The organism is Streptomyces sp. NBC_00122 (genome assembly GCF_045160845.1).
Classification (GTDB): domain Bacteria; phylum Actinomycetota; class Actinomycetes; order Streptomycetales; family Streptomycetaceae; genus Streptomyces.
In genome coordinates this window covers 5742614-5761693 of record NZ_CP108191.1, presented here as the reverse complement: position 1 = coordinate 5761693, position 19080 = coordinate 5742614, and the positions used below count along the sequence as shown (strand labels likewise).

Here is a 19080-nt window from a genome sequence, read left to right as displayed (position 1 = left end):
ATGGCCGATAATGTTCTCGCACCGTTTACGCAGGCTGAGTTGCCGGTGGGGCATGTGATCCCTCTTCGGACCCTTTCTCGGGCAGCGTCGGTAGGCGTGTGCGGGCATGGGCATGGTGTCCTGTGCCTTCAAGGCGGCCTCGGGGGAATGCGGTCCTGAGGGGAAATGCGGATGCCCGTCCGCCGGGTGACGAACGGGCGTTCCACCATGCCTACAGATCTTGTACGGGAGTTGGCAAGGCAGGTCCCCAGGTGGGGGACCTATTCGGCCAACGCGTACGGAGACCTCACGCGCCGGGGTGGCTGCAAACCTGCGGTCACCGCTTGCGGCGCTCCTCGGGACCGGTGAGGCCGGCGCGTCGCAGGGCGTCGGCCATCGCGCTGTTGGCGGGTGCGGGGGCGGAGGCGCCTCCGCCCTGCCGCTGCCCCTGGCCGCCGCGCTGGCCCTGACCGCGGCGGTCCTGGTTCTTGCCTGCGCCGTCGCGGGTGCCCGCGCCGCCGCGCTGCTGCGGCGGACGGCCGCCGCCCCGCCGCTCCTGCCGGTCCTCGCGCTGCCCGGGCGCACCGGCGGAACGGTCCGCCTCGTCCTCCAGCCGCAGGGTCAGCGAGATCCGCTTGCGCGGGATGTCCACCTCCATGACCTTCACGCGGACGATGTCGCCCGGCTTGACCACGTCGCGGGGGTCCTTGACGAAGGTCTTCGACAGCGCCGAGACGTGCGCCAGTCCGTCCTGGTGGACGCCGATGTCGATGAAGGCTCCGAAGGCGGCCACGTTGGTGACCACGCCTTCCAGGATCATCCCGGGGGCCAGGTCGCCGATCTTCTCCACGCCCTCCTTGAAGGTCGCCGTCTTGAAGGCGGGACGCGGGTCGCGGCCCGGCTTCTCCAGCTCGCGAAGGATGTCGGTGACCGTGGGCAGGCCGAAAGCCTCGGTGACGAACTGCTCCGGGCGCAGGGAGCGCAGTACGCCGGTGTTGCCGATCAGGGCCGCCACCTCGCCGCCCGCCGTCTTGCCCATCGCCCGGACCACCGGGTAGGCCTCGGGGTGCACGGCCGAGCCGTCCAGCGGGTCGTCCCCGCCGCGGATCCGCAGGAAGCCCGCGCACTGCTCGTACGCCTTCGGGCCCAGCCGGGCCACGTCCTTGAGCCCCTTGCGGCTGCGGAAGGGCCCGTTGGAGTCGCGGTGGGAGACGATGTTCTCGGCGAGCGAGCCGCTGATGCCCGACACGCGCGAGAGCAGCGGCGCGGATGCGGTGTTGACGTCGACGCCGACGCCGTTCACGCAGTCCTCGACCACCGCGTCGAGCGAGCGGGAGAGCTTCACCTCGGACAGGTCGTGCTGGTACTGGCCCACGCCGATCGACTTGGGATCGATCTTGACCAGTTCGGCGAGCGGGTCCTGCAGGCGCCGGGCGATGGAGACCGCGCCGCGCAACGACACGTCCATGCCGGGCAGTTCCTGCGAGGCGAAGGCGGACGCCGAGTACACGGAGGCGCCGGCCTCCGAGACCATCACCTTGGTGAGCTTCAGCTCGGGGTGGCGGGTGATGAGGTCACCGGCCAGCTTGTCGGTCTCGCGGGAGGCCGTGCCGTTGCCGATGGCGACCAGCTCGACCGCGTGCTCCTTCGCGAGGCGGGCGAGCTTGGCGAGGGACTCGTCCCACTTGTTGGCGGGCACGTGCGGGTAGATCACGTCCGTGGCCACGACCTTGCCGGTGGCGTCCACGACGGCGACCTTCACGCCGGTGCGGAAGCCGGGGTCCAGGCCGAGCGTCGCGCGGGTGCCGGCGGGTGCCGCGAGCAGCAGGTCGCGCAGGTTCGCGGCGAAGACCCGTACGGCCTCGTCCTCGGCGGCGGCGCGCAGCCGGGTCCGCAGGTCGATGCCGAGGTGCACCTGGATCTTCGTACGCCAGGCCCAGCGGACCGTGTCGGCCAGCCACTTGTCTCCGGGGCGGCCGCGCTCGGCGATGCCGAAGCGGCGGGCGACCATGCCCTCGTACGTCGACGGGCCGGGGGTCTCGCTCGGCTCCTCGGGCTCCAGGGTGAGGTCGAGGACGTCCTCCTTCTCACCGCGCAGCATCGCGAGGACGCGGTGCGAGGGAAGTGCGGTGAACGGCTCGGCGAAGTCGAAGTAGTCGGCGAACTTGGCGCCCGCCTCCTCCTTGCCGTCCCGGACCTTCGCGGCGAGCCGGCCGCGGCCCCACATGCGCTCGCGCAGTTCGCCGATCAGGTCGGCGTCCTCGGCGAACCGCTCGGTGAGGATGGCGCGGGCGCCCTCCAGGGCCGCGGCCGGATCGGCGACGCCCTTGCCCGCGTCCACGAACGCGGCCGCGGCGGCGGCCGGTTCCACGGACGGGTCCGCGAGCAGGCCCTCGGCGAGCGGCTCCAGACCGGCCTCGCGGGCGATCTGCGCCTTGGTGCGGCGCTTGGGCTTGAAGGGCAGGTAGATGTCCTCCAACCGGGCCTTGGTGTCGGCTGCGTTGATCCGCGCCTCCAGCTCGGCGTCGAGCTTGCCCTGCTCCCGCACGGAGTCCAGGATCGCGGAGCGCCGGTCCTCCAGCTCGCGCAAATACCGCAGCCGCTCCTCCAGGGTGCGCAGCTGGGCGTCGTCGAGCATTTCGGTCGCTTCCTTGCGGTAGCGCGCGATGAACGGCACGGTGGAGCCGCCGTCGAGCAGCTCGACGGCGGCCTTGACCTGCCGCTCCCGTACGCCGAGCTCCTCGGCGATCCTGCCTTCGATGGACGTCGTCACGATCGGGTCCCGCCTGCCTTCGTTTGCACTGGAAGGCTGCCAATTGTGGCAGGTGGCCGTGACAAGGGGCGGTAAGCCCGCCAGAGCGCGGCCGCGGGGCCGGTCAGGCCTTGCCGCGCAGGTCCGCCGGGAAGGCTCCGGCCATGACCGCCTTCATCACCAGGGCGCCGCCGAGTTCCGCCAGCCGGGCCAGGCCGGCCGCGCCGAGGCGCTCGTAGGGGGCGGCGTCGAGGCGGTCCGTCTCGGTCTCCAGCCGCTCGCGCAGGGCGGCGCCCTCCTCGGTCAGCGACCCCTCGGCGTCGAGCACACCGCGTCCGCGCAGCCGGGCGACTGCGGCGTCCAGGTCGGACTGCTCCCAGCCGCGGATGGACTTGATCCACTTCGGGGTCATGCCCTTGCCGGTGGCGGTGTGGCTGACCAGGGCCTCCAGCGGGTCCAGGTCCGCGATGAGCAGGGCGGCGAGGTGGCCGTCGCCGCGGTGCTCGCGCAGCAGGGTGGTGGCGTGCCACAGGCGCAGGTGCGGCTCCTCGGGTACGGGGAGGTCGGCGTGGGCCGCGTACAGGGGGCGGGCGTGCCGGGTACAGCCTTCGGTGGCACGTATCGCCAGGTCGGCGGCCTCCGCGAGCTCGGGCGACTCTATGGTCTCGGCGCCCAGCAGCCGGCGCAGGGTGGCGTCGGCGGCGCGCAGCCGGGCGGCGAGGGCCTGTTCGGGCGTGGCGATGTCCCAGACGGCCGGGAGGTGCCGGGCGACGTGGTCGTAGCGGTAGTTGTAGAACGTGGCGGTCACCGTGCCCGCTCCGACGGCGCCCATGGCCGCGGACCGGTGGGCGAGGTTGACTGCGAGGGGGTCGGTGATCCCGAGGCCGGCGAACTCCTTGGTGGTGTCCGGCGAGAAGTAGACGGTGGAGTGCAGCGGATTGATCGCGGTGTGCCAGCAGTGCCGTGCGGCGAGCGTGGGAAGCGTCATGGACGGCAGGTTACCGACTGTTAGGTATGTCGGCCAGTGTCACGCTTCGGATCCGGCCGGCCGTGCCGTGGTGGGCCGGGCCGTGCCGTGCCGTGCCGTCAGTGGTGGAAACCGACGCGGTCCTTCTTGGGCGCGTGGCCCTGCCCGAGGTGCTTGATCGCCCTGCGCATGTCGTCGGCGAGGAGTTCGATCTCGTCCCGGTCGACGCCGTGGCGGACCAGGACGCGCTGGATGACGGTCTCCTGGCGCTCCGGCGGCAGGGGGTAGGAGGGCACCTGCCAGCCGCGCATGCGGAGCTGGTCGGAGAGGTCGTACAGGCTCCAGCCGGCGGAGTCGGGATCGGTGAGGGTGTAGGAGACGGCGGGCAGTGCGCCGACGCCGTCGTAGAGCAGGGTGAAGGGGCCCATCTCGGCGATCTGCCGGGCGAGGTGCTGCGCGGTGTCGGCGCAGGCCTCGTAGACGCGCCGGTACCCCTCGCGGCCCAGGCGCAGGAACATGAAGTACTGGGTGACGACCTGGCCGCCGGGGCGGGAGAAGTTCAGGGCGAGGGTGGGCATGTCGCCGCCCAGGTAGTCGACGTGGAAGACCAGGCCGTCCGGCAGGGCGTTCTGGTCACGCCACAGCGCCCAGCCGACGCCGAGCGGGGCCATGCCGTACTTGTGGCCGGAGGCGTTGATGGAGGCGACGCGCGGCAGCTGGAAGTCCCACACCAGATCCGGGTGGAGGAACGGCGCGATGAACCCGCCCGAGGCCGCGTCGACGTGCAGCGGGACGTCCAGGCCGCTCTCCGCCTGCATGCGGTCGAGTTCGGCGGCGATCTCACCCACGGGCTCGTAGGTGCAGGTGTACGTCACGCCGAGGATGGCGACGACGCCGATGGTGTTCTCGTCGACGTATTCGCGCAGCTGGTGCGCCTGGAGTCCCGTCGCGCCGGGCTCCACCGGGACCTGCCGGAGCTCGACGTCGAAGTAGCGGGCGAACTTCTCCCAGCAGACCTGCACCGGCCCGCAGACCAGGTTCGGCCGGTCGGTCGGGAGGCCGGCGGCCTGCCGGCGGTCGCGCCAGCGCCATTTCAGGGCGAGGCCGCAGAGCATCGCGGCCTCGCTGGAGCCGGTGGTCGAGCAGCCCACCGCGTTGGCGTCGCCGCCCGCACCGGCCGGGGCGTGCCAGAGGTCGGCGAGGATGTTCACGCACCGGGACTCGATCTCCGCGGTCTGCGGGTACTCGTCCTTGTCGACGATGTTCTTGTCCAGGCACAGGTCCATCAGCTGGCGGACCTCGTCGTCCGTCCAGGTGGTGCAGAAGGTCGCGAGGTTCTGCGCGGCGTTGCCGTCCAGGAGCAGCTCGTTGCGCAGCAGCTGGAACACCACCGGCGGCGGGGAGGGCAGGCCGGGCATGGACCGTTTGGGCAGGGGGCGCTCGCTCAGTGGGGACGCGAAGATGTCGACGGCCGGGTCGGCCGCCGGTTCCTGGGCGTTGTGGAGCGCCACCGGTCACCTCATATATAGGTCAATTGGTCCGACTCGGACACTACAGACAGGTCCGGCGGGTGGCATGCGGACCTAGGCCATCCCGGGCGAAACGCTCTCGGGGTTCCGGGGTGCCGGAGGGACGGCCCGGGAGAGTCGACGGGTGTTCAGGGACCCGTAGCCGACGGGCCCGAGCCTGGGTGACCTGGGGAATGCCATGGCTTCTTCCCTGCCTTCCTCCCGCAGTTCGTCCGGCCGGATCCAGCCGATCCGAAGGCGCGGATGCGGCTGCCCGGAGGGGCGTTCCCGTCCTCGGCGCGCTCCTCGGCGTCGGCCGCGCGTGCACCGGCGGGGCCTTGAGCCGCCCGCTGCGCCGCAGGCCACGGGCATCGGCCCGGCAGTACCGGGCCGTCGGCGGGGTGTGTCCGACGCGCGGTGCCCCGGGCGCTCCCGCCGCGCTGTCCGGCGGCCCGTGACGGCCGGATGGCGATCGTGTGACAGCGGGGGCCATGGACATGACGTGGGGCGTCACGGGTGAATACGGTCGAACGACAAGGCCCTGAACCGATCTGTCTCCCCTACCACTTGGAGCCATTCGTGCACCGCAAAGTCATCGCCCCGAGCGTGCTCGCCGCCTCCCTGCTGCTGGTGATCCCGGCATCGGCGACGAGTTCCGGTCCGGGCGCCCCGGGTATCGGCGATCCCTACTACCCGGCCAGCGGCAACGGCGGATACGACGTGTCGCACTACGACCTGCGCCTGCAGTACCAGCCGAAGACGGACCTGCTCGAAGGCACCGCCACCCTCCTCGCCACCGCCAAGCAGGACCTGTCCCGCTTCAACCTCGACTTCGGCCTCCAGGTCAGCGAGGTCCGGGTCAACGGGGCCAAGGCGAAGTTCGCCGCCTCCGGAAGCCATGAGCTGGAGGTCACCCCGGCCAGGCCGCTGGCGCGCAACACCCCGCTGACCGTCGTGGTCAAGTACGCGGGGAAGCCCTCCGAGCTGAAGGTGGACGGCTGGACGGCCTGGCAGCGCACGCCCGACGGCGGTGTGGCGGCGCAGGAGCCCGACTCGGCGGTCTGGTGGTTCCCGAGCAACGACCACCCGCTCGACAAGGCCACCTTCGACGTCTCGGTCAACGTCCCGGACGGCACCCAGGCGATCAGCAACGGCGTCCTCCAGTCGCAGACTTCGCGGCTCGGCTGGACCCGGTACAACTGGCGCTCCAACAAGCCGCAGGCCACGTACCTCGCCACCCTGGCGGTCGGCAAGTTCGACATCACCACCGACAAGACGGCGAGCGGCCTGCCGGTCCTCAACGCCTACAGCAAGGACCTCGGCGACAACGCGGGCGCGGCGCGGGCGAGCGTGGAGCGGACGGCCGAGGCCGCCGAGTGGCTGGAGGGGGTCTTCGGTCCGTACCCCTTCAACGCGCTGGGCGGCTACGTGCCGAACGTGACCGCGGGCTTCGCGCTGGAGACCCAGACGCGGCCGTTCTACGGGCCGCGCCAGTTCCAGAACGGCGCGAACGTCTCGGTGGTCGTGCACGAGCTGGCCCACCAGTGGTACGGCGACAGCGTGTCCGTCGAGGGCTGGAAGGACATCTGGATCAACGAGGGCTTCGCCCGCTACAGCCAGTGGCTGTGGTCGGAGAAGGAGGGCGAGGGCACGGCGCAGGAGCTCGCTGACTGGGCCTACTCCACGCGCCCGGCCGAGGACCCGTTCTGGCAGGTCAAGCCGGGTGACCCGGGTCCGGAGAACCAGTTCCACGGTGCCGTCTACGACCGCGGCGGGATCGCCCTGCAGGCGCTGCGCAACCACATCGGCGACGAGAAGTTCTTCCAGATCCTCAAGGGGTGGCCGGCCGAGCGCGCCTACGGCAACGCCAAGGTCGCGGACTTCGTCGCCTACGCGGAGAAGATCTCGGGCCGGCCGCTGGTCCAGCTGTTCGACACCTGGCTGTACACCCCGGGCAAGCCGGACGCCTCGGCCCTGAACCCCACGGCGCCGGCCGCCACGGCCCGTTCCTTCTCGGCCCCGGCGGCGAAGACGGAGCCGAAGTCCTGGAAGAAGATCGCGGAGACGAACACGATCCACGACCACGAGCACGCGCACCGGAGCGACAAGCACTGAGTCCGTCAGCGGGCGGCGGCGCGCCATCGGGCCCGCGCCGCCCGCGCGACGGGCAGGTACCGCAGCCGTTCGGGGAGCACCGGTACGAGGAGCCGTACGGCCGTGCTGAACCGCCGGAGCCTGCGCTCCTGGGCCGGGCTCCACTCCAGCCCGACGGCCGCGCGCGCCTCGGGCGGCATGTAGCCGACGGTGACGAAGGCCCGCAGGCGCAGGAAGGCCACGCGCAACAGGGGCCAGGTGAGCCGCAGCAGCAGCCGCACCGGCAGCGAGCCGCCCTCGGGGCGGGGCAGCGGCACATCGGTGGCGACCAGCTCGCGGGCGACCGCGGTCGGCTCGATCTCCTCGGCCAGCATCCGGCGGTAGTACGGCCAGAACTCCTCGACGGTCTGCGGCATGTCCCGGTCGCGGAGGCCGAGTATCCGGCCCACCTGGAGCCACTCACGGTAGAGCTGCCGCTCGTCGGCGGGGCTGATGCGGCGGAAGAGGTAGCGCCCGGAGTACAGGGCGATGGGGAATCCGGTGGCGTGCACCCAGGCGTAGCAGGCCGGGTCGAGGGAGTGGTAGCGGCGCCCCCGGGTGTCGGTGCCCTGGATCTCCCGGTGCAGGCGGCGGACCCTGCGGCCCTCGGCCGCGGCTTCGTCCCCTCCGTACACCCACAGCTGGACGGAGCGCAGCGAGCGCTCGCCGCGCCCCCAGGGGTCGGTGCGGAAGACCGAGTACTGGTCGACCCCGGCCCCGACCGCGGGGTGGGCGACCTGGAGGGTGAAGGCGGCGGGCAGCGTCAGCAGGGACCGGACGTCCCCGGCGGTGGTCCACAGCACCCCGCCGGGCGGGGGCGGCTCGGGGTCGGTGCGGACCCCGGCCGTGCGGCGCGCCGTCCCGTTCACGGGATGCTCCGCAGCGTGCCCCGCGGGGTGCTCCGTCGTGCTCATGAGTGTGCCCCCAGGGTGTAGACCTCGCTGTTCTCCCAGTATGACGGGGGCCGCGTGCCGTGCGCCCGGGCCCCGGCGCCCCCACCTCGTCGTGGCCCGGACAGAAAGTCTTGTCACGGGTGTTACCCAGAGGTAACCGTGGCTGCTTGGATGGCGGAGCCGATCTTCCCATCCCCCGCAGGATCGATGGAGACCTCCATGCAGCACACCTCGAACCGCCGCAACCGGGCCGCCGCCGCTGCCGTCGCCGCGGTCGCCGCCGGCGCGCTGGCCGCCACCACCGCGCCGGCCGCCACGGCCGCCGAGTCCGCCACCCCGCGGTTGAGCGTCCTGTCGTACAACGTGTTCCTGATGAGCAAGAACCTGTACCCGAACTGGGGCCAGGACCACCGGGCCGCGGAGATCCCCAAGGCCGCCTTCTACCAGGGCCACGACGTTGTCGTGCTCCAGGAGGCCTTCGACAACGGCGCCTCCGACGCACTGAAGGCCAACTCGGCGGCCCAGTACCCGTACCAGACCCCGGTCGTCGGCCGCAGCAAGTCCGGCTGGGACGCCACGGGCGGCGCGTACTCCTCCACCACCCCGGAGGACGGCGGCGTCACGATCCTCAGCAAGTGGCCCGTCGTCCGCAAAGAGCAGGTCGTCTACAAGGACGCCTGCGGCGCCGACTGGTGGTCGAACAAGGGCTTCGCCTACGTCGTGCTGAACGTGAACGGCGTCAAGGTGCACGTGGTCGGCACCCACGCGCAGTCCACCGACCCGGGCTGCGGCGCGGGCGAGGCCGCGGAGATGCGCGCCCGCCAGTTCCGCACGATCGACGCGTTCCTGGACGGGAAGAACATCCCCGCGAACGAGCAGGTCATCGTGGCGGGCGACATGAACGTCGACTCGCGCACGCCAGAGCTCGCCTCCATGCTCGCGGGCGCCGACCTGGCCGCCTCCGACACGCGCACGGGCCACCCGTACTCCTTCGACACCGCGCTCAACTCGATAGCGAACTACCGCTACCCGACCGACCCGCGCGAGGACCTGGACTACGTCCTCTACCGCAAGGGCAACGCCCGTCCGGCGGGCTGGGAGAACAACGTCGTCAAGGAGCAGTCGGCACCCTGGACGGTCTCCAGCTGGGGCACCTCGTACACGTACACCAACCTCTCGGACCACTACCCGCTGATCGGCCGCTAGGCACCGGCCCCGGTTGCGGTGAGCGGCGTGCCGCTCACCGCAACGGGGGCCTCGCAGGTCACGGAGTCTCGTACGAAGCCTCGTAGAGGCCGTCGATCAGTGCGCCGTACTTCTCCCGGACCACGCGGCGGCGCAGCTTGAGCGAGGGCGTGAGCTCGCCCGACTCCGGGCCCCACTCCTCGGTCAGCACCCGGTACCGCTTGATCTGCTCGGTCCGGTTGAGCCGCGCGTTGGCCGCCTCGACGGCGCGGGCGATCTCCTCCCGGACGGCGGGGTGTTCGGCGAGCTCGCCGAAGGAGGCGGCTTCGATGCCCCGGGCGGCGGCCCAGGCCGGGGCCAGCTCCGGGTCCAGGACGAGCAGGGCGACGAGGTAGGACCGGGCGTCGCCGTGGACCAGGGCCTGGCCGATCAGCGGGTGTTCCTTGACGGTGTTCTCCACCAGCGCCGGAGAGACGTTCTTGCCCGTGGACGTGATGATCAGTTCCTTCTTGCGGTCGGTCAGCCAGAGGAACCCGTCCTCGTCGAGCCGGCCGATGTCCCCGGTCGGGAACCACCCCTCGGCGTCGGCGGCGCTCTCCACCGATCCGTCGGACCGCAGATAGCCGCCGAAGACGGTCTCGCCGCGGGTGAGGATCTCCCCGTCCTCGGCGAGCCTCAGCTCCAGCCCCTCGATCGGCCGGCCCACCGAGCCGAGCCGGAAGGCGTCCGGGCTGTTGACCGTGCACACGCCGGAGGTCTCGGTGAGTCCCCAGGCGTCCATGATGGTGATCCCCCAGCCCGCCCAGAAACGGACCACGTCGAGCGGCATCGGGGCGGTGGCACTCGCCGTCCAGACGAGACGGTCCAGGCCCGCCAGTCCCAGCAGGGGGTCCAGTGCCCGCTCCTTCGCCGTGGCGTACGAGGCTTCGAGCGCGGCCGGTATCGCCTCCCCGCGCTCGCGGTGGCCGGCCCGGGTGCGGGCGAGGTCGTTGGCCGCCTCGATGGCGGCGCGCTGCTCCTCGGGCAGCTGGGCGAGGACGGCCCGGACGGACGCGGCGAGCTTCTCCCACACCCGGGGCACGCCGAAGAACTGCACCGGGCGCAGCTCACGGACCGCGCCGGACACGGCGGAGGGGTCCGCGCACAGCCGTACGTGGGCGGCGCGCAGCAGCGGCAGGTAGATGCCGAGGACCCGCTCGGCGATGTGCGCGAAGGGCAGATAGCAGATGTGCTCGGCGTGCTCGGGCAGTTCCACGTGCCGGTCCAGGCGGACCGCCTGGAGCATGAGGTTGCGGTGGCTGAGGCGGACGCCCTTGGGGTCGCCGGTGGTGCCGGAGGTGTAGACGACGGTGAGCGGGTCCTCCGGGCGGGTGTCCTGCCAGGCCTTCTCGAAGGCATCGGCGCGGTGCAGCCGGGCGCCGCTCGCGTACAGGGAGCCGTACGTGCGGTGCGGGCCCGCCTCGGCGGCGTTCGCTACGACCAGCCGCTCCAGGGGCACGTCGGCGTCGGTCAGCAGCGGCTCCCACCGGGCGAGCTCGCGGGCTCCCTCGACGACGGCGACCCTGGCCCGGCTGTGGCGGGCGATGTGGGCGATCTGCTCGGGCGCGGAGGTTCCGTACACGGTGACGGGGACGGCGCCGAGGTGGACGAGGGCGAGGTCGCTGAGCCAGTGCTCGGGGCGGTTGCCCATCATCAGCAGGACGTGGTCGCCGCGCTCCACGCCGAGGGCGGCGTAGCCGGAGGCGAGGACGGCGGTCTGGCGGCGCACCTCGCGCCAGGTGAGGGTGGTCCACTGGGCGGCTCCGGGGCCGGCCCGCCAGGAGAGGGCGGGCAGGTCCCCGTGCTCGGCGGCGTTGCGGGCCAGCAGGGCGGGGAGGGTGAGCTCCTCGGGTCGTCCGGGCAGTCGCAGGTTCGTGGTCATGGGCAGCTCCTGGCCGTTTCACATCGTTGGTGCGACAGCAATACTGTTGAACCCAAGCTGTGGAGCATGTGGAGCAGAGAGCGAGGCGCAGACGATGGCCGACCAGGCACCCGAGCCGATGCTCACCGTCGACGAGCTGGCGGCCAGGGCAGGCGTCACCGTCCGTACCGTACGGTTCTACAGCACGCGCGGGCTTTTGCCCCCTCCCGTGATCGGCCCTCGCCGGGTGGGCCACTACGGCCCGGAGCACCTCTCCCGGCTGGCGCTGATCGAGGAGTTGCAGCACCAGGGCATGACGCTGTCGGCCTGTCAGCGCTACCTGGACGCGCTGCCGGACGATCTGAGCGCGCACGACCTGGCGATCCACCGTGCGCTGGTGGCCAGTTGGGCCCCGGATTCGGCGCAGGAGGTCTCGCGGGCCGAGCTGGAGAAGCGGGCGGGGCGGACCCTGTCGGACATCGACGTGCGACGGCTGACGGCGATGAACGTGCTCGCCGTGTCGGCGGACGGATTCCGGGTGGACCTGGGGCTGTTGCGGCTGGGGGTCGCGCTGCTGGACGTGCCGATCGCGCACGAGACGATCCTGGCGGCGCGCAAGGTGCTGATGGAGCACACCAGGGCGGCGGCGCACGAACTGACGGCGCTGTTCCGGGACGAGGTGTGGGGTCCGTTCACGGAGGGCGAGAGCGATCCGGAGCGGGTGGAGTCGATGAAGGCGCTGTCCGCACACATGCAGCCGATGGTGGTGCAGGCACTCGTGACGGCCTTCCAGCGGTCGCTGAAGGAGGAGCTGCGGGCGGCGTTCGTCTCGGGCGGGGAATGAGGACACCGGGCCCGCCCCACGAAGCCGGCCCGCCCCACGGACGGCCGGGCCGGCTTCGGCCGAGCGGAAACGGGCCGCCCTGAGTACGCTGGAAAGGAATCTCCGCGCCGGGCCGGTCGTGCCTCGGGCCGTTCACGAATGTCCTCGTGAGGGAGATCGATTCCCATGGACCTCAACACCATCACCGAAGTCGTGCGTCGGCCGGCCGACCACCCGGGCGCGGACTGGCGCGACGGCGACGCGTGGCTCGCGGGCGGGACGTGGCTGTTCTCCGCGGAGCAGCCGAGCCTGCGGCGCCTGGTCGATCTGACCGCGCTGCCGTGGGACCCCCTCGTCCCGAGCGACGCCGGCCTCGAAATCGGTGCCACGTGCACGATCCGCGACCTGTACGCCTTCGTGCCGCCGGCGGACTGGACCGCGGGCCCCCTCATCCCGACCGCCTGCGAGGCGTTCCTCTCCTCGTTCAAGGTCTGGAACTCGGCGACCGTCGGCGGGAACATCTGCATGTCCCTGCCCGCCGGCCCGATGATCACGCTGACGGTCGCGCTCGAGGCGCGGTACGAACTCTGGGCTCCCGACGGGTCGGTGCGCACCGTCGACGCCCTCGACTTCGTGACCGGGAACAACCGCAACATCCTCGCGCCCGGGGAAATGCTGCGCCGCATCGACATCCCGGGGCACGCCCTGCGCAAGCGCCCCGCGCACCGCCGCTTCAGCCTGACCCGGCTCGGCCGTTCGACCGTGTTCCTCATCGGTACGCACACGCCCGGTACGAGCAATCTGCTGCTCACCATCACCGCCGGCACCACGCGTCCGGTACGGCTCGCCTTCGAGACCATGCCCGATGCCCACACCCTGCGGGAGAGCATCGACGCCATTCCCGCCGACGTCTGGTTCGCCGACCCCAACGGGACCCCCGACCACCGTCACCACCTCACACAGCACTTCGCCGCGGAGATTCGTCGCGAAATCATCGCTGGGGGCCCGGCATGACCTACGTCGTCAACGGCAAGAGCTTCGCCGAAGAACCGGACCCCGGCCAGTGCCTGCGCACGTTCCTGCGCGCTCTCGGCCACTTCGGCGTCAAGAAGGGCTGCGACGCGGGCGACTGCGGCGCGTGCACGGTGTGGCTCGACGGCCACCCCGTCCACAGCTGCATCACCCCCGCCTTCCGCGCGGAGGGCCGCGAGGTGACCACGATCGAGGGTCTCGGATCACCCGGCGACCTGCACCCGGTGCAGCGCCGGTTCCGGGACGCCCCGGGGTTCCAGTGCGGTTTCTGCACCGCGGGGATGATCATGACGTCGGCGTCCTTCACCGAGGCCCAGAAAGCGGATCTGCCGCGGGCACTGAAGGGCAATCTCTGCCGGTGCACCGGCTACCGGGCGATCGAGGACGCGGTCAAGGGCGTCACCGGCGTGCAGACGGCCGTGCCGGGAAAGGCCGTCGGAACGAGCGTCGGCGCGCCGGCGGCCGACGATGTCGTGACCGGCCGGGCCGAGTTCACGATGGACACCCGCATGGAAGGCATGCTGCACATCAAAGTGCTGCACTCGCCGCACGCGCACGCCCGGATCGTCTCGGTCGACAAGACCGCCGCGCTCGCGGTCCCCGGCGTGCGACGCGTCTACACCTGGGAGGACGTGCCGCGCAGGCGCTTCACCACGGCGATCCACACCGACCACCTCGTCGACCCGGACGACACCTACATCCTCGACGACACGGTCCGCTTCGCCGGCCAGCGCGTCGCCGCCGTCCTCGCCGACACGCCCGGGGCGGCCGAAGAGGGCTGCCGAAAGGTGGCCGTGGAGTACGAGGTGCTGCCTGCGGTCTTCGACCCCGAGGAGGCCATGGCCGAGGGCGCGCCCCAACTGCACGGCTCGGAGGATCCGTTCGTCCGGGATTCCGTCCACAACCTCCTGCTGGAGATCCACTCGCACATCGGCGATGTCGACGCGGGGTTCGCCGCGGCCGACGTGATCCACGAAGGCACGTACTTCTCACCGCGCGTGCAGCACGCGCACCTTGAGACCCACGGCTCGATCGCCTGGATGGAGGACGGCCGGCTCAACGTCCGCACCAGTTCGCAGTCGCCGTCGATCGCGAAGGTCAAACTGACCTACCTCTTCGCACTGCGCCCGGACCAGCTCCGGGTGTTCTGCAAGCGCGTCGGCGGCGGTTTCGGCGGCAAGCAGGAAGTCATCTCGGAGGATCTGGTCGCGCTCGCCACTCTGGACACCGGGCGTCCCGTCTGCTTCGAGTTCACGCGCGAAGAGGACTTCACCACGGCGTCGCCCCGGCACCCGATGAAGCTGACGGTCAAGCTCGGCGCGAAGAACGACGGCACGCTCACGGCGTTCCAGGTCCGCAACGTGTCGAACACCGGCGCCTACGGCAACCACGGCGGCGAGACGCTGTACGCGGGCGGGTCCGCCGTCATGATCTACCGCTGCCCCAACAAGAAGTACGACGCCTTCTCCGTCTACACCAACACCGTTCCGAGCGGCGCGCTGCGCGGTTACGGGATGACCCAGCCGGCCTTCGCCGTGGAATCGGCGATGGACGAGCTGGCCCTCGCGCTGCACATGGATCCGTTCGAACTGCGGCGCCGCAACATCGTGCGTCCCGGCGATCCGCTCGTCGCCCTGCACGACGGCCCCGACGACGTGATGTTCAACGAGGACGGACTCGCCAAGTGCATCGACCTCGTGGCCGGCGAACTGGCCCGCACGGCCGATCAGCCGTCTCCCGGCCCCGGTTGGCTCGTCGGGACCGGTGTCGCGAGCTCCCTGCACGAGACCGCGCCGCCGACCGAGCACATCTCCGAGGCCTGGGTCACGCTCGGCGACGACCTCGTCTACGAGCTGGCCGTCGGCACCGTCGAATTCGGCGAGGGCACCTCGACGGCGCACGTCCAGATCGCGGCCAACCAGCTGGGTACGACGCCGTCGCGGATCCGCCTGGTGCAGTCCGACACCGACCGCACGGGCTTCGACACCGGCGCCTTCGCGAGCGCCGGACTGTTCGTGGCGGGCAACGCGGTGCTGCGGGCGGCCAACGCGGTGCGCGACCGCATTCTGGAGTTCGCCGCCGCGCACACGGGCGTCCACGTCGTGATGTGCTCGATGGACGACGAGGACGTCGTCTGCGGGGACGAGCGCGTCTCCTTGGCCGAGCTCGTGGCCCTGGCCCGGGCGCGGGGCATCCGGTTCACCGCCGCCCGCAAGGCGTACGGCTCGCCCCGCAGCGTCACCTCCAACGCGCAGGGCTTCCGCGTCGCCGTCCACCAGGTGACGGGCGAGATCCGTGTGCTGTACAGCGTCCACGCGGCGGACGCCGGCGTGCTCATCAACCCCCAGCAGGTCCGGGGACAGGTGGAGGGCGGTGTGGCCCAGGGCATCGGATTCGCGCTGACCGAGAACTTCCAGGTCGACGCGGACGGCGTGATGGTCAACCCGAACCTCCGCAACTACCGGATCCCCGCCTACGCCGACGTGCCCCGCACCGACCTGCTCCTGGTGGGCTCGTCGGACTCCGTCGGGGCGATGCGGTCGAAGGGCATGGCGGAATGCTGCATCAACCCGGTGGCCCCCGCGCTGGCGAACGCGGTCCGTGACGCCACGGGCGTCCGCTTCCGCGAGCTGCCCCTGACCCCGGAACGGATCTACAGCCGGCTGGTCGAGAGCCAGTCGGCGCGGACGGGCCCGAGACGATGACCTCCGAGAAGCATCCGGAAACCGCGGCGACGGTCATCATCGGCCGCAAGGTCCGGCCCGGCATGGAGCGGGAGTACGAGAAATGGCAGGACCGGGTCAACGCCGCCGTCGCCGAGTACCCCGGACACCTCGGCGTCGAGGTCTCCCCGCCGACCGACGTGCAACCCGACTGGGCGGTCGTCTACCGGTTCGATTCGGTGGCCCATCTGCAGGCGTGGATGAACGGCGCGACCCGGCAGAGGCTCCTTGACGCCGGCGCGGAGTACTTCGACGGTCCCGCGACCCAGCAGGTGATCAGCGGTGGCGCGCAGCCCACGGATCCGCTCGTGACCGTGGTGGTGACCCACCGCGTCCACTCGGACCACGTCGACGACTTCCTCGACTGGCAACGCAAAATGAGCGAGGAGGAGAGCAAGTTCGACGGCTTCCGCGGGACCGAGATCTTCCGCCCGATCGAGGGCCTTCAGGACGAGTGGACCACCCTGTACCGCTACGACAACGCCGAACACCTCGATGCCTGGCTGACGTCGGACAAGCGGCAGGAGGTCCTCGCCGAGGGCAAGAAGTTCGAGGACTTCAAGATGCGCACGATCGACGACTCGTTCGGCAGCTGGTTCGCCTTCGACGAGAACGGCAAGGAAGCTCCGCCGCCCTCGGAGACCAAGACCTCCATCGCGGTCTGGGTCGGCCTGTACCCGACGGTCGTGCTGCTGACGCTCGCCCTGTCTCCGCTGAAGTGGCCGCTCTGGTTCGGACTGCTCGTGGGCAACCTGCTGTCGAGCTTCATCATGAGCTTCCTCACGATGCCCCACTACGTGAATCGGCTGCTGGGGCGATGGCTGTGGCCCCGGCCGGACGAGTCGCCGGTGAAGAACAACCTCATCGGCATCGGCACCGTCACCGCGCTGACCGTGTTCTGGGTCGTCGTCTTCTACCTCGTGACCCGGCAGTTCTGGACCTTGCCCTGACCGGCGGGGCGCAGGGGAAGGCCGGCCGGGAGCGACCCGGCCGGCCTTCCCGGTGACCGCGCTAGTCGCTGTACGTCTCGCCGCGCTCGGCCTTCGCCAGCAGCGACGCCGGCGGGGTGAAGCGCTCGCCGTAGGCGGTGGCGAGCTCGCGGGCCCGGGCGACGAAGCCGGGCAGGCCGCCCTCGTAGCCGTTGATGTACTGGATCACGCCGCCGGTCCAGGCCGGGAAGCCGATGCCCATGATGGAGCCGATGTTGGCGTCGGCGATGGAGGTGAGGACGCCCTCGTCGAGGCAGCGGACGGTGTCCAGGGCCTCGGAGAAGAGCATCCGCTCCTTCATGTCCTCGAAGGGGATCTCCGCGTCCGGCTTGGCGAAGTGCTCGCGCAGGCCCGGCCAGATGCGGGTGCGCTTGCCCGCCTCGTCGTACTCGTAGAAGCCGGCCCCGCCGCTGCGGCCGGGGCGGCCGAACTCGTCGACCATCCGGTCGATGACGCGGTCGGCGGGGTGCTCGGCCCACGCCCGGCCCTCGGCCTCGAAGGCCTTGCGGGTCTCGTTGCGGATCTTGCGCGGCAGGGTGAGGGTGAGCTCGTCCATCAGGGAGAGCACCTTGGCCGGGTACCCGGCCTGGGCCGCGGCCTGCTCGATCGAGGCGGGCTCGATGCCCTCGCCGACCATGGCCACGCCCTCGTTGATGAACTGGCCGATGACGCGCGAGGTGAAGAAGCCGCGCGAGTCGTTGACCACGATCGGGGTCTTGTTGATCTGGCGGACCAGGTCGAAGGCGCGGGCGATCGCCTCGTCGCCGGTCTGCGCGCCCTTGATGATCTCGACCAGCGGCATCTTGTCGACGGGCGAGAAGAAGTGCAGTCCGATGAAGTCGGCGGGCCGCTTCACGCCCTCCGCGAGCCCGGAGATCGGCAGCGTGGAGGTGTTGGAGCAGAGCAGGGCGTCGGGAGCGATGACGTCCTGGATCTCCTGGAACACCTTGTGCTTGAGGGCCGTGTCCTCGAAGACGGCCTCGATGACGGCGTCGCAGCCCGCCAGGTCGGCGGCCTCGGAGGTCGGGGTGATCCGGGCGAGCAGCTCGGCACGCTGGGCCTCGGTCGTACGGCCGCGCGAGAGCGCCTTGTCCAGCAGCTTCTCGGAGTACGCCTTGCCCTTGGCCGCGGCCTCGGCGCTGACGTCCTTGAGCACCACCTCGATGCCCGCGCGGGCGCAGGAGTAGGCGATGCCCGCGCCCATCATGCCCGCGCCGAGGACGGCGACCTTGCGGACCTTGCGGGGTTCGACGCCCTGCGGACGGCTGCGGCCGGCGTTGACGGCCTGGAGGTCGAAGAAGAACGCCTGGATCATGTTCTTGGCGGTCTGCCCGGTGACCAGCTCGGTGAAGTAGCGGGCCTCGATGGTCAGAGCGGTCTCGAAGTCCACCTGGGAGCCTTCGACGGCACAGGCCAGGATGTTGCGCGGCGCCGGGTACGGGGCCCCGTTCAGCTGCTTCTTCAGGCTGGCCGGGAACGCGGGGAGGTTGGCGGCGAACTTCGGGTTCGACGGCGTGCCGCCGGGGATCCGGTAGCCGGGTACGTCCCAGGGCTGCTTCGACTCGGGGTTCGCGTCGATGAAGGCGCGGGCCTTGGCGAGCATCTCCTCGGGGGTGGCGGCCAGTTCGTGGACCAGGCCGTTGTCCAGGGCGCGCTGGGGGTTGTACTGGGTGCCCTGGAGCAGGACCTTGAGCAGCGCGTCGGCGATGCCCATGAGGCGCACGGTACGGGTGACGCCGCCTCCGGCCGGGAGCAGGCCGAGGGTGACCTCGGGCAGGCCGATCTTGGAGCCGGGGGCGTCGAGGGCGACGCGGTGGTGGGAGGCCAGGCAGATCTCGTAACCGCCGCCCAGCGCCGCGCCGTTGATGGCGGCGACGACGGGCTTGCCGAGGGTCTCGATGCGGCGCAGCGAGCGCTTGATCTCGGTACCGGTGTCGAAGGCCAGCTGCGCGTGCTCGGGGCGCAGGCGGATCATGTCCTTGAGGTCGCCGCCCGCGAAGAAGGTCTTCTTGGCGGAGGTGTAGATGATGCCGCGGATGGAGTCCTTCTCGGCCTCGGCGCGGTCGGCGATCGCCGCGATGGAGTCCTTGAAGGCCTGGTTCATCGTGTTGGCGGACTGGCCCGGGTCGTCGAGGATCAGGGTGACGACGCCGGTCTCGTCCTGTTCCCAGCGGATCGTGGTGGACTCGCTCATGG

General features: G+C 71.1%; 12 protein-coding genes. 6 read left to right on the top strand and 6 right to left on the bottom strand.

Annotated elements, in window-relative coordinates; translation table 11 throughout:
* Positions 1-316 precede the first annotated feature (316 nt).
* From OG737_RS26585 to OG737_RS26575, 3 genes are all read right to left on the bottom strand, one after another.
* Positions 317-2752: a Tex family protein gene (locus tag OG737_RS26585; protein ID WP_328928719.1), complete on the bottom strand. Its 2436-nt coding sequence runs from the start codon at positions 2750-2752 to the stop codon at positions 317-319.
* A gap of 103 nt (positions 2753-2855) precedes the next feature.
* Complete coding sequence (locus tag OG737_RS26580) at positions 2856-3719, bottom strand: SCO6745 family protein (RefSeq protein ID WP_405677560.1); 864 nt, start codon at positions 3717-3719, stop codon at positions 2856-2858.
* 98 nt (positions 3720-3817) lie between these two features.
* Positions 3818-5209 carry a glutamate decarboxylase gene (locus tag OG737_RS26575; protein WP_405922072.1) on the bottom strand — a complete coding sequence of 464 codons (1392 nt, stop codon included), beginning with the start codon at positions 5207-5209 and terminating at the stop codon, positions 3818-3820.
* A gap of 576 nt (positions 5210-5785) precedes the next feature.
* Between OG737_RS26575 and OG737_RS26570 the strand changes: the two genes are divergently transcribed.
* The gene (locus OG737_RS26570; RefSeq protein WP_405677564.1) at positions 5786-7321 is read left to right on the top strand and encodes a M1 family metallopeptidase; all 1536 of its coding nucleotides are present in this window, start codon (positions 5786-5788) and stop codon (positions 7319-7321) included.
* Positions 7322-7326: 5 nt separating this feature from the next.
* On the opposite strand, the gene OG737_RS26565 is transcribed toward OG737_RS26570, so the two are convergent.
* Positions 7327-8253: an oxygenase MpaB family protein gene (locus tag OG737_RS26565; protein ID WP_328928715.1), complete on the bottom strand. Its 927-nt coding sequence runs from the start codon at positions 8251-8253 to the stop codon at positions 7327-7329.
* A gap of 198 nt (positions 8254-8451) precedes the next feature.
* On the opposite strand from OG737_RS26565, the gene sph reads away from it, so the two are divergent.
* Complete coding sequence (gene sph, locus OG737_RS26560) at positions 8452-9438, top strand: sphingomyelin phosphodiesterase (RefSeq protein WP_328928714.1); 987 nt, start codon at positions 8452-8454, stop codon at positions 9436-9438.
* Positions 9439-9496: 58 nt separating this feature from the next.
* Here the strand turns inward: sph and OG737_RS26555 are convergent, their stop codons facing one another.
* The gene (locus OG737_RS26555) at positions 9497-11338 is read right to left on the bottom strand and encodes an AMP-dependent synthetase/ligase (protein ID WP_405922071.1); all 1842 of its coding nucleotides are present in this window, start codon (positions 11336-11338) and stop codon (positions 9497-9499) included.
* Positions 11339-11432: 94 nt separating this feature from the next.
* Here OG737_RS26555 and OG737_RS26550 point away from each other — a divergent pair, with 94 nt between their 5' ends.
* From OG737_RS26550 to OG737_RS26535, 4 genes are all read left to right on the top strand, one after another.
* Complete coding sequence (locus OG737_RS26550) at positions 11433-12161, top strand: MerR family transcriptional regulator (protein ID WP_328928712.1); 729 nt, start codon at positions 11433-11435, stop codon at positions 12159-12161.
* Positions 12162-12326: 165 nt separating this feature from the next.
* On the top strand, positions 12327-13154 hold the full coding sequence (locus tag OG737_RS26545; RefSeq protein ID WP_328928711.1) for an FAD binding domain-containing protein: 828 nt from the start codon (positions 12327-12329) through the stop codon (positions 13152-13154).
* Positions 13151-15877 carry a molybdopterin-dependent oxidoreductase gene (locus OG737_RS26540; RefSeq protein ID WP_405922070.1) on the top strand — a complete coding sequence of 909 codons (2727 nt, stop codon included), beginning with the start codon at positions 13151-13153 and terminating at the stop codon, positions 15875-15877. Before OG737_RS26545 ends, OG737_RS26540 begins: the two co-directional genes overlap by 4 nt.
* Positions 15874-16845 (top strand): antibiotic biosynthesis monooxygenase, encoded by a 972-nt coding sequence (locus OG737_RS26535; RefSeq protein WP_328928709.1) that lies wholly within the window; start codon positions 15874-15876, stop codon positions 16843-16845. The genes OG737_RS26540 and OG737_RS26535 overlap by 4 nt, the downstream gene beginning before the upstream one ends.
* A gap of 61 nt (positions 16846-16906) precedes the next feature.
* Here the strand turns inward: OG737_RS26535 and OG737_RS26530 are convergent, their stop codons facing one another.
* Positions 16907-19078, bottom strand: coding sequence for a 3-hydroxyacyl-CoA dehydrogenase NAD-binding domain-containing protein (locus OG737_RS26530; RefSeq protein WP_328928708.1), 2172 nt, complete (start codon positions 19076-19078; stop codon positions 16907-16909).
* Positions 19079-19080 lie beyond the last annotated feature (2 nt).

Coding starts and splice junctions, on each gene's coding strand:
- OG737_RS26540 (WP_405922070.1), top strand. CDS start 13,151: ATGACCTACGTCGTCAACGGCAAGAGCTTCGCCGAAGAACCGGACCCC.
- sph (WP_328928714.1), top strand. CDS start 8,452: ATGCAGCACACCTCGAACCGCCGCAACCGGGCCGCCGCCGCTGCCGTC.
- OG737_RS26565 (WP_328928715.1), bottom strand. CDS start 8,253: ATGAGCACGACGGAGCACCCCGCGGGGCACGCTGCGGAGCATCCCGTG.
- OG737_RS26555 (WP_405922071.1), bottom strand. CDS start 11,338: ATGACCACGAACCTGCGACTGCCCGGACGACCCGAGGAGCTCACCCTC.
- OG737_RS26545 (WP_328928711.1), top strand. CDS start 12,327: ATGGACCTCAACACCATCACCGAAGTCGTGCGTCGGCCGGCCGACCAC.
- OG737_RS26530 (WP_328928708.1), bottom strand. CDS start 19,078: ATGAGCGAGTCCACCACGATCCGCTGGGAACAGGACGAGACCGGCGTC.
- OG737_RS26550 (WP_328928712.1), top strand. CDS start 11,433: ATGGCCGACCAGGCACCCGAGCCGATGCTCACCGTCGACGAGCTGGCG.
- OG737_RS26580 (WP_405677560.1), bottom strand. CDS start 3,719: ATGACGCTTCCCACGCTCGCCGCACGGCACTGCTGGCACACCGCGATC.
- OG737_RS26535 (WP_328928709.1), top strand. CDS start 15,874: ATGACCTCCGAGAAGCATCCGGAAACCGCGGCGACGGTCATCATCGGC.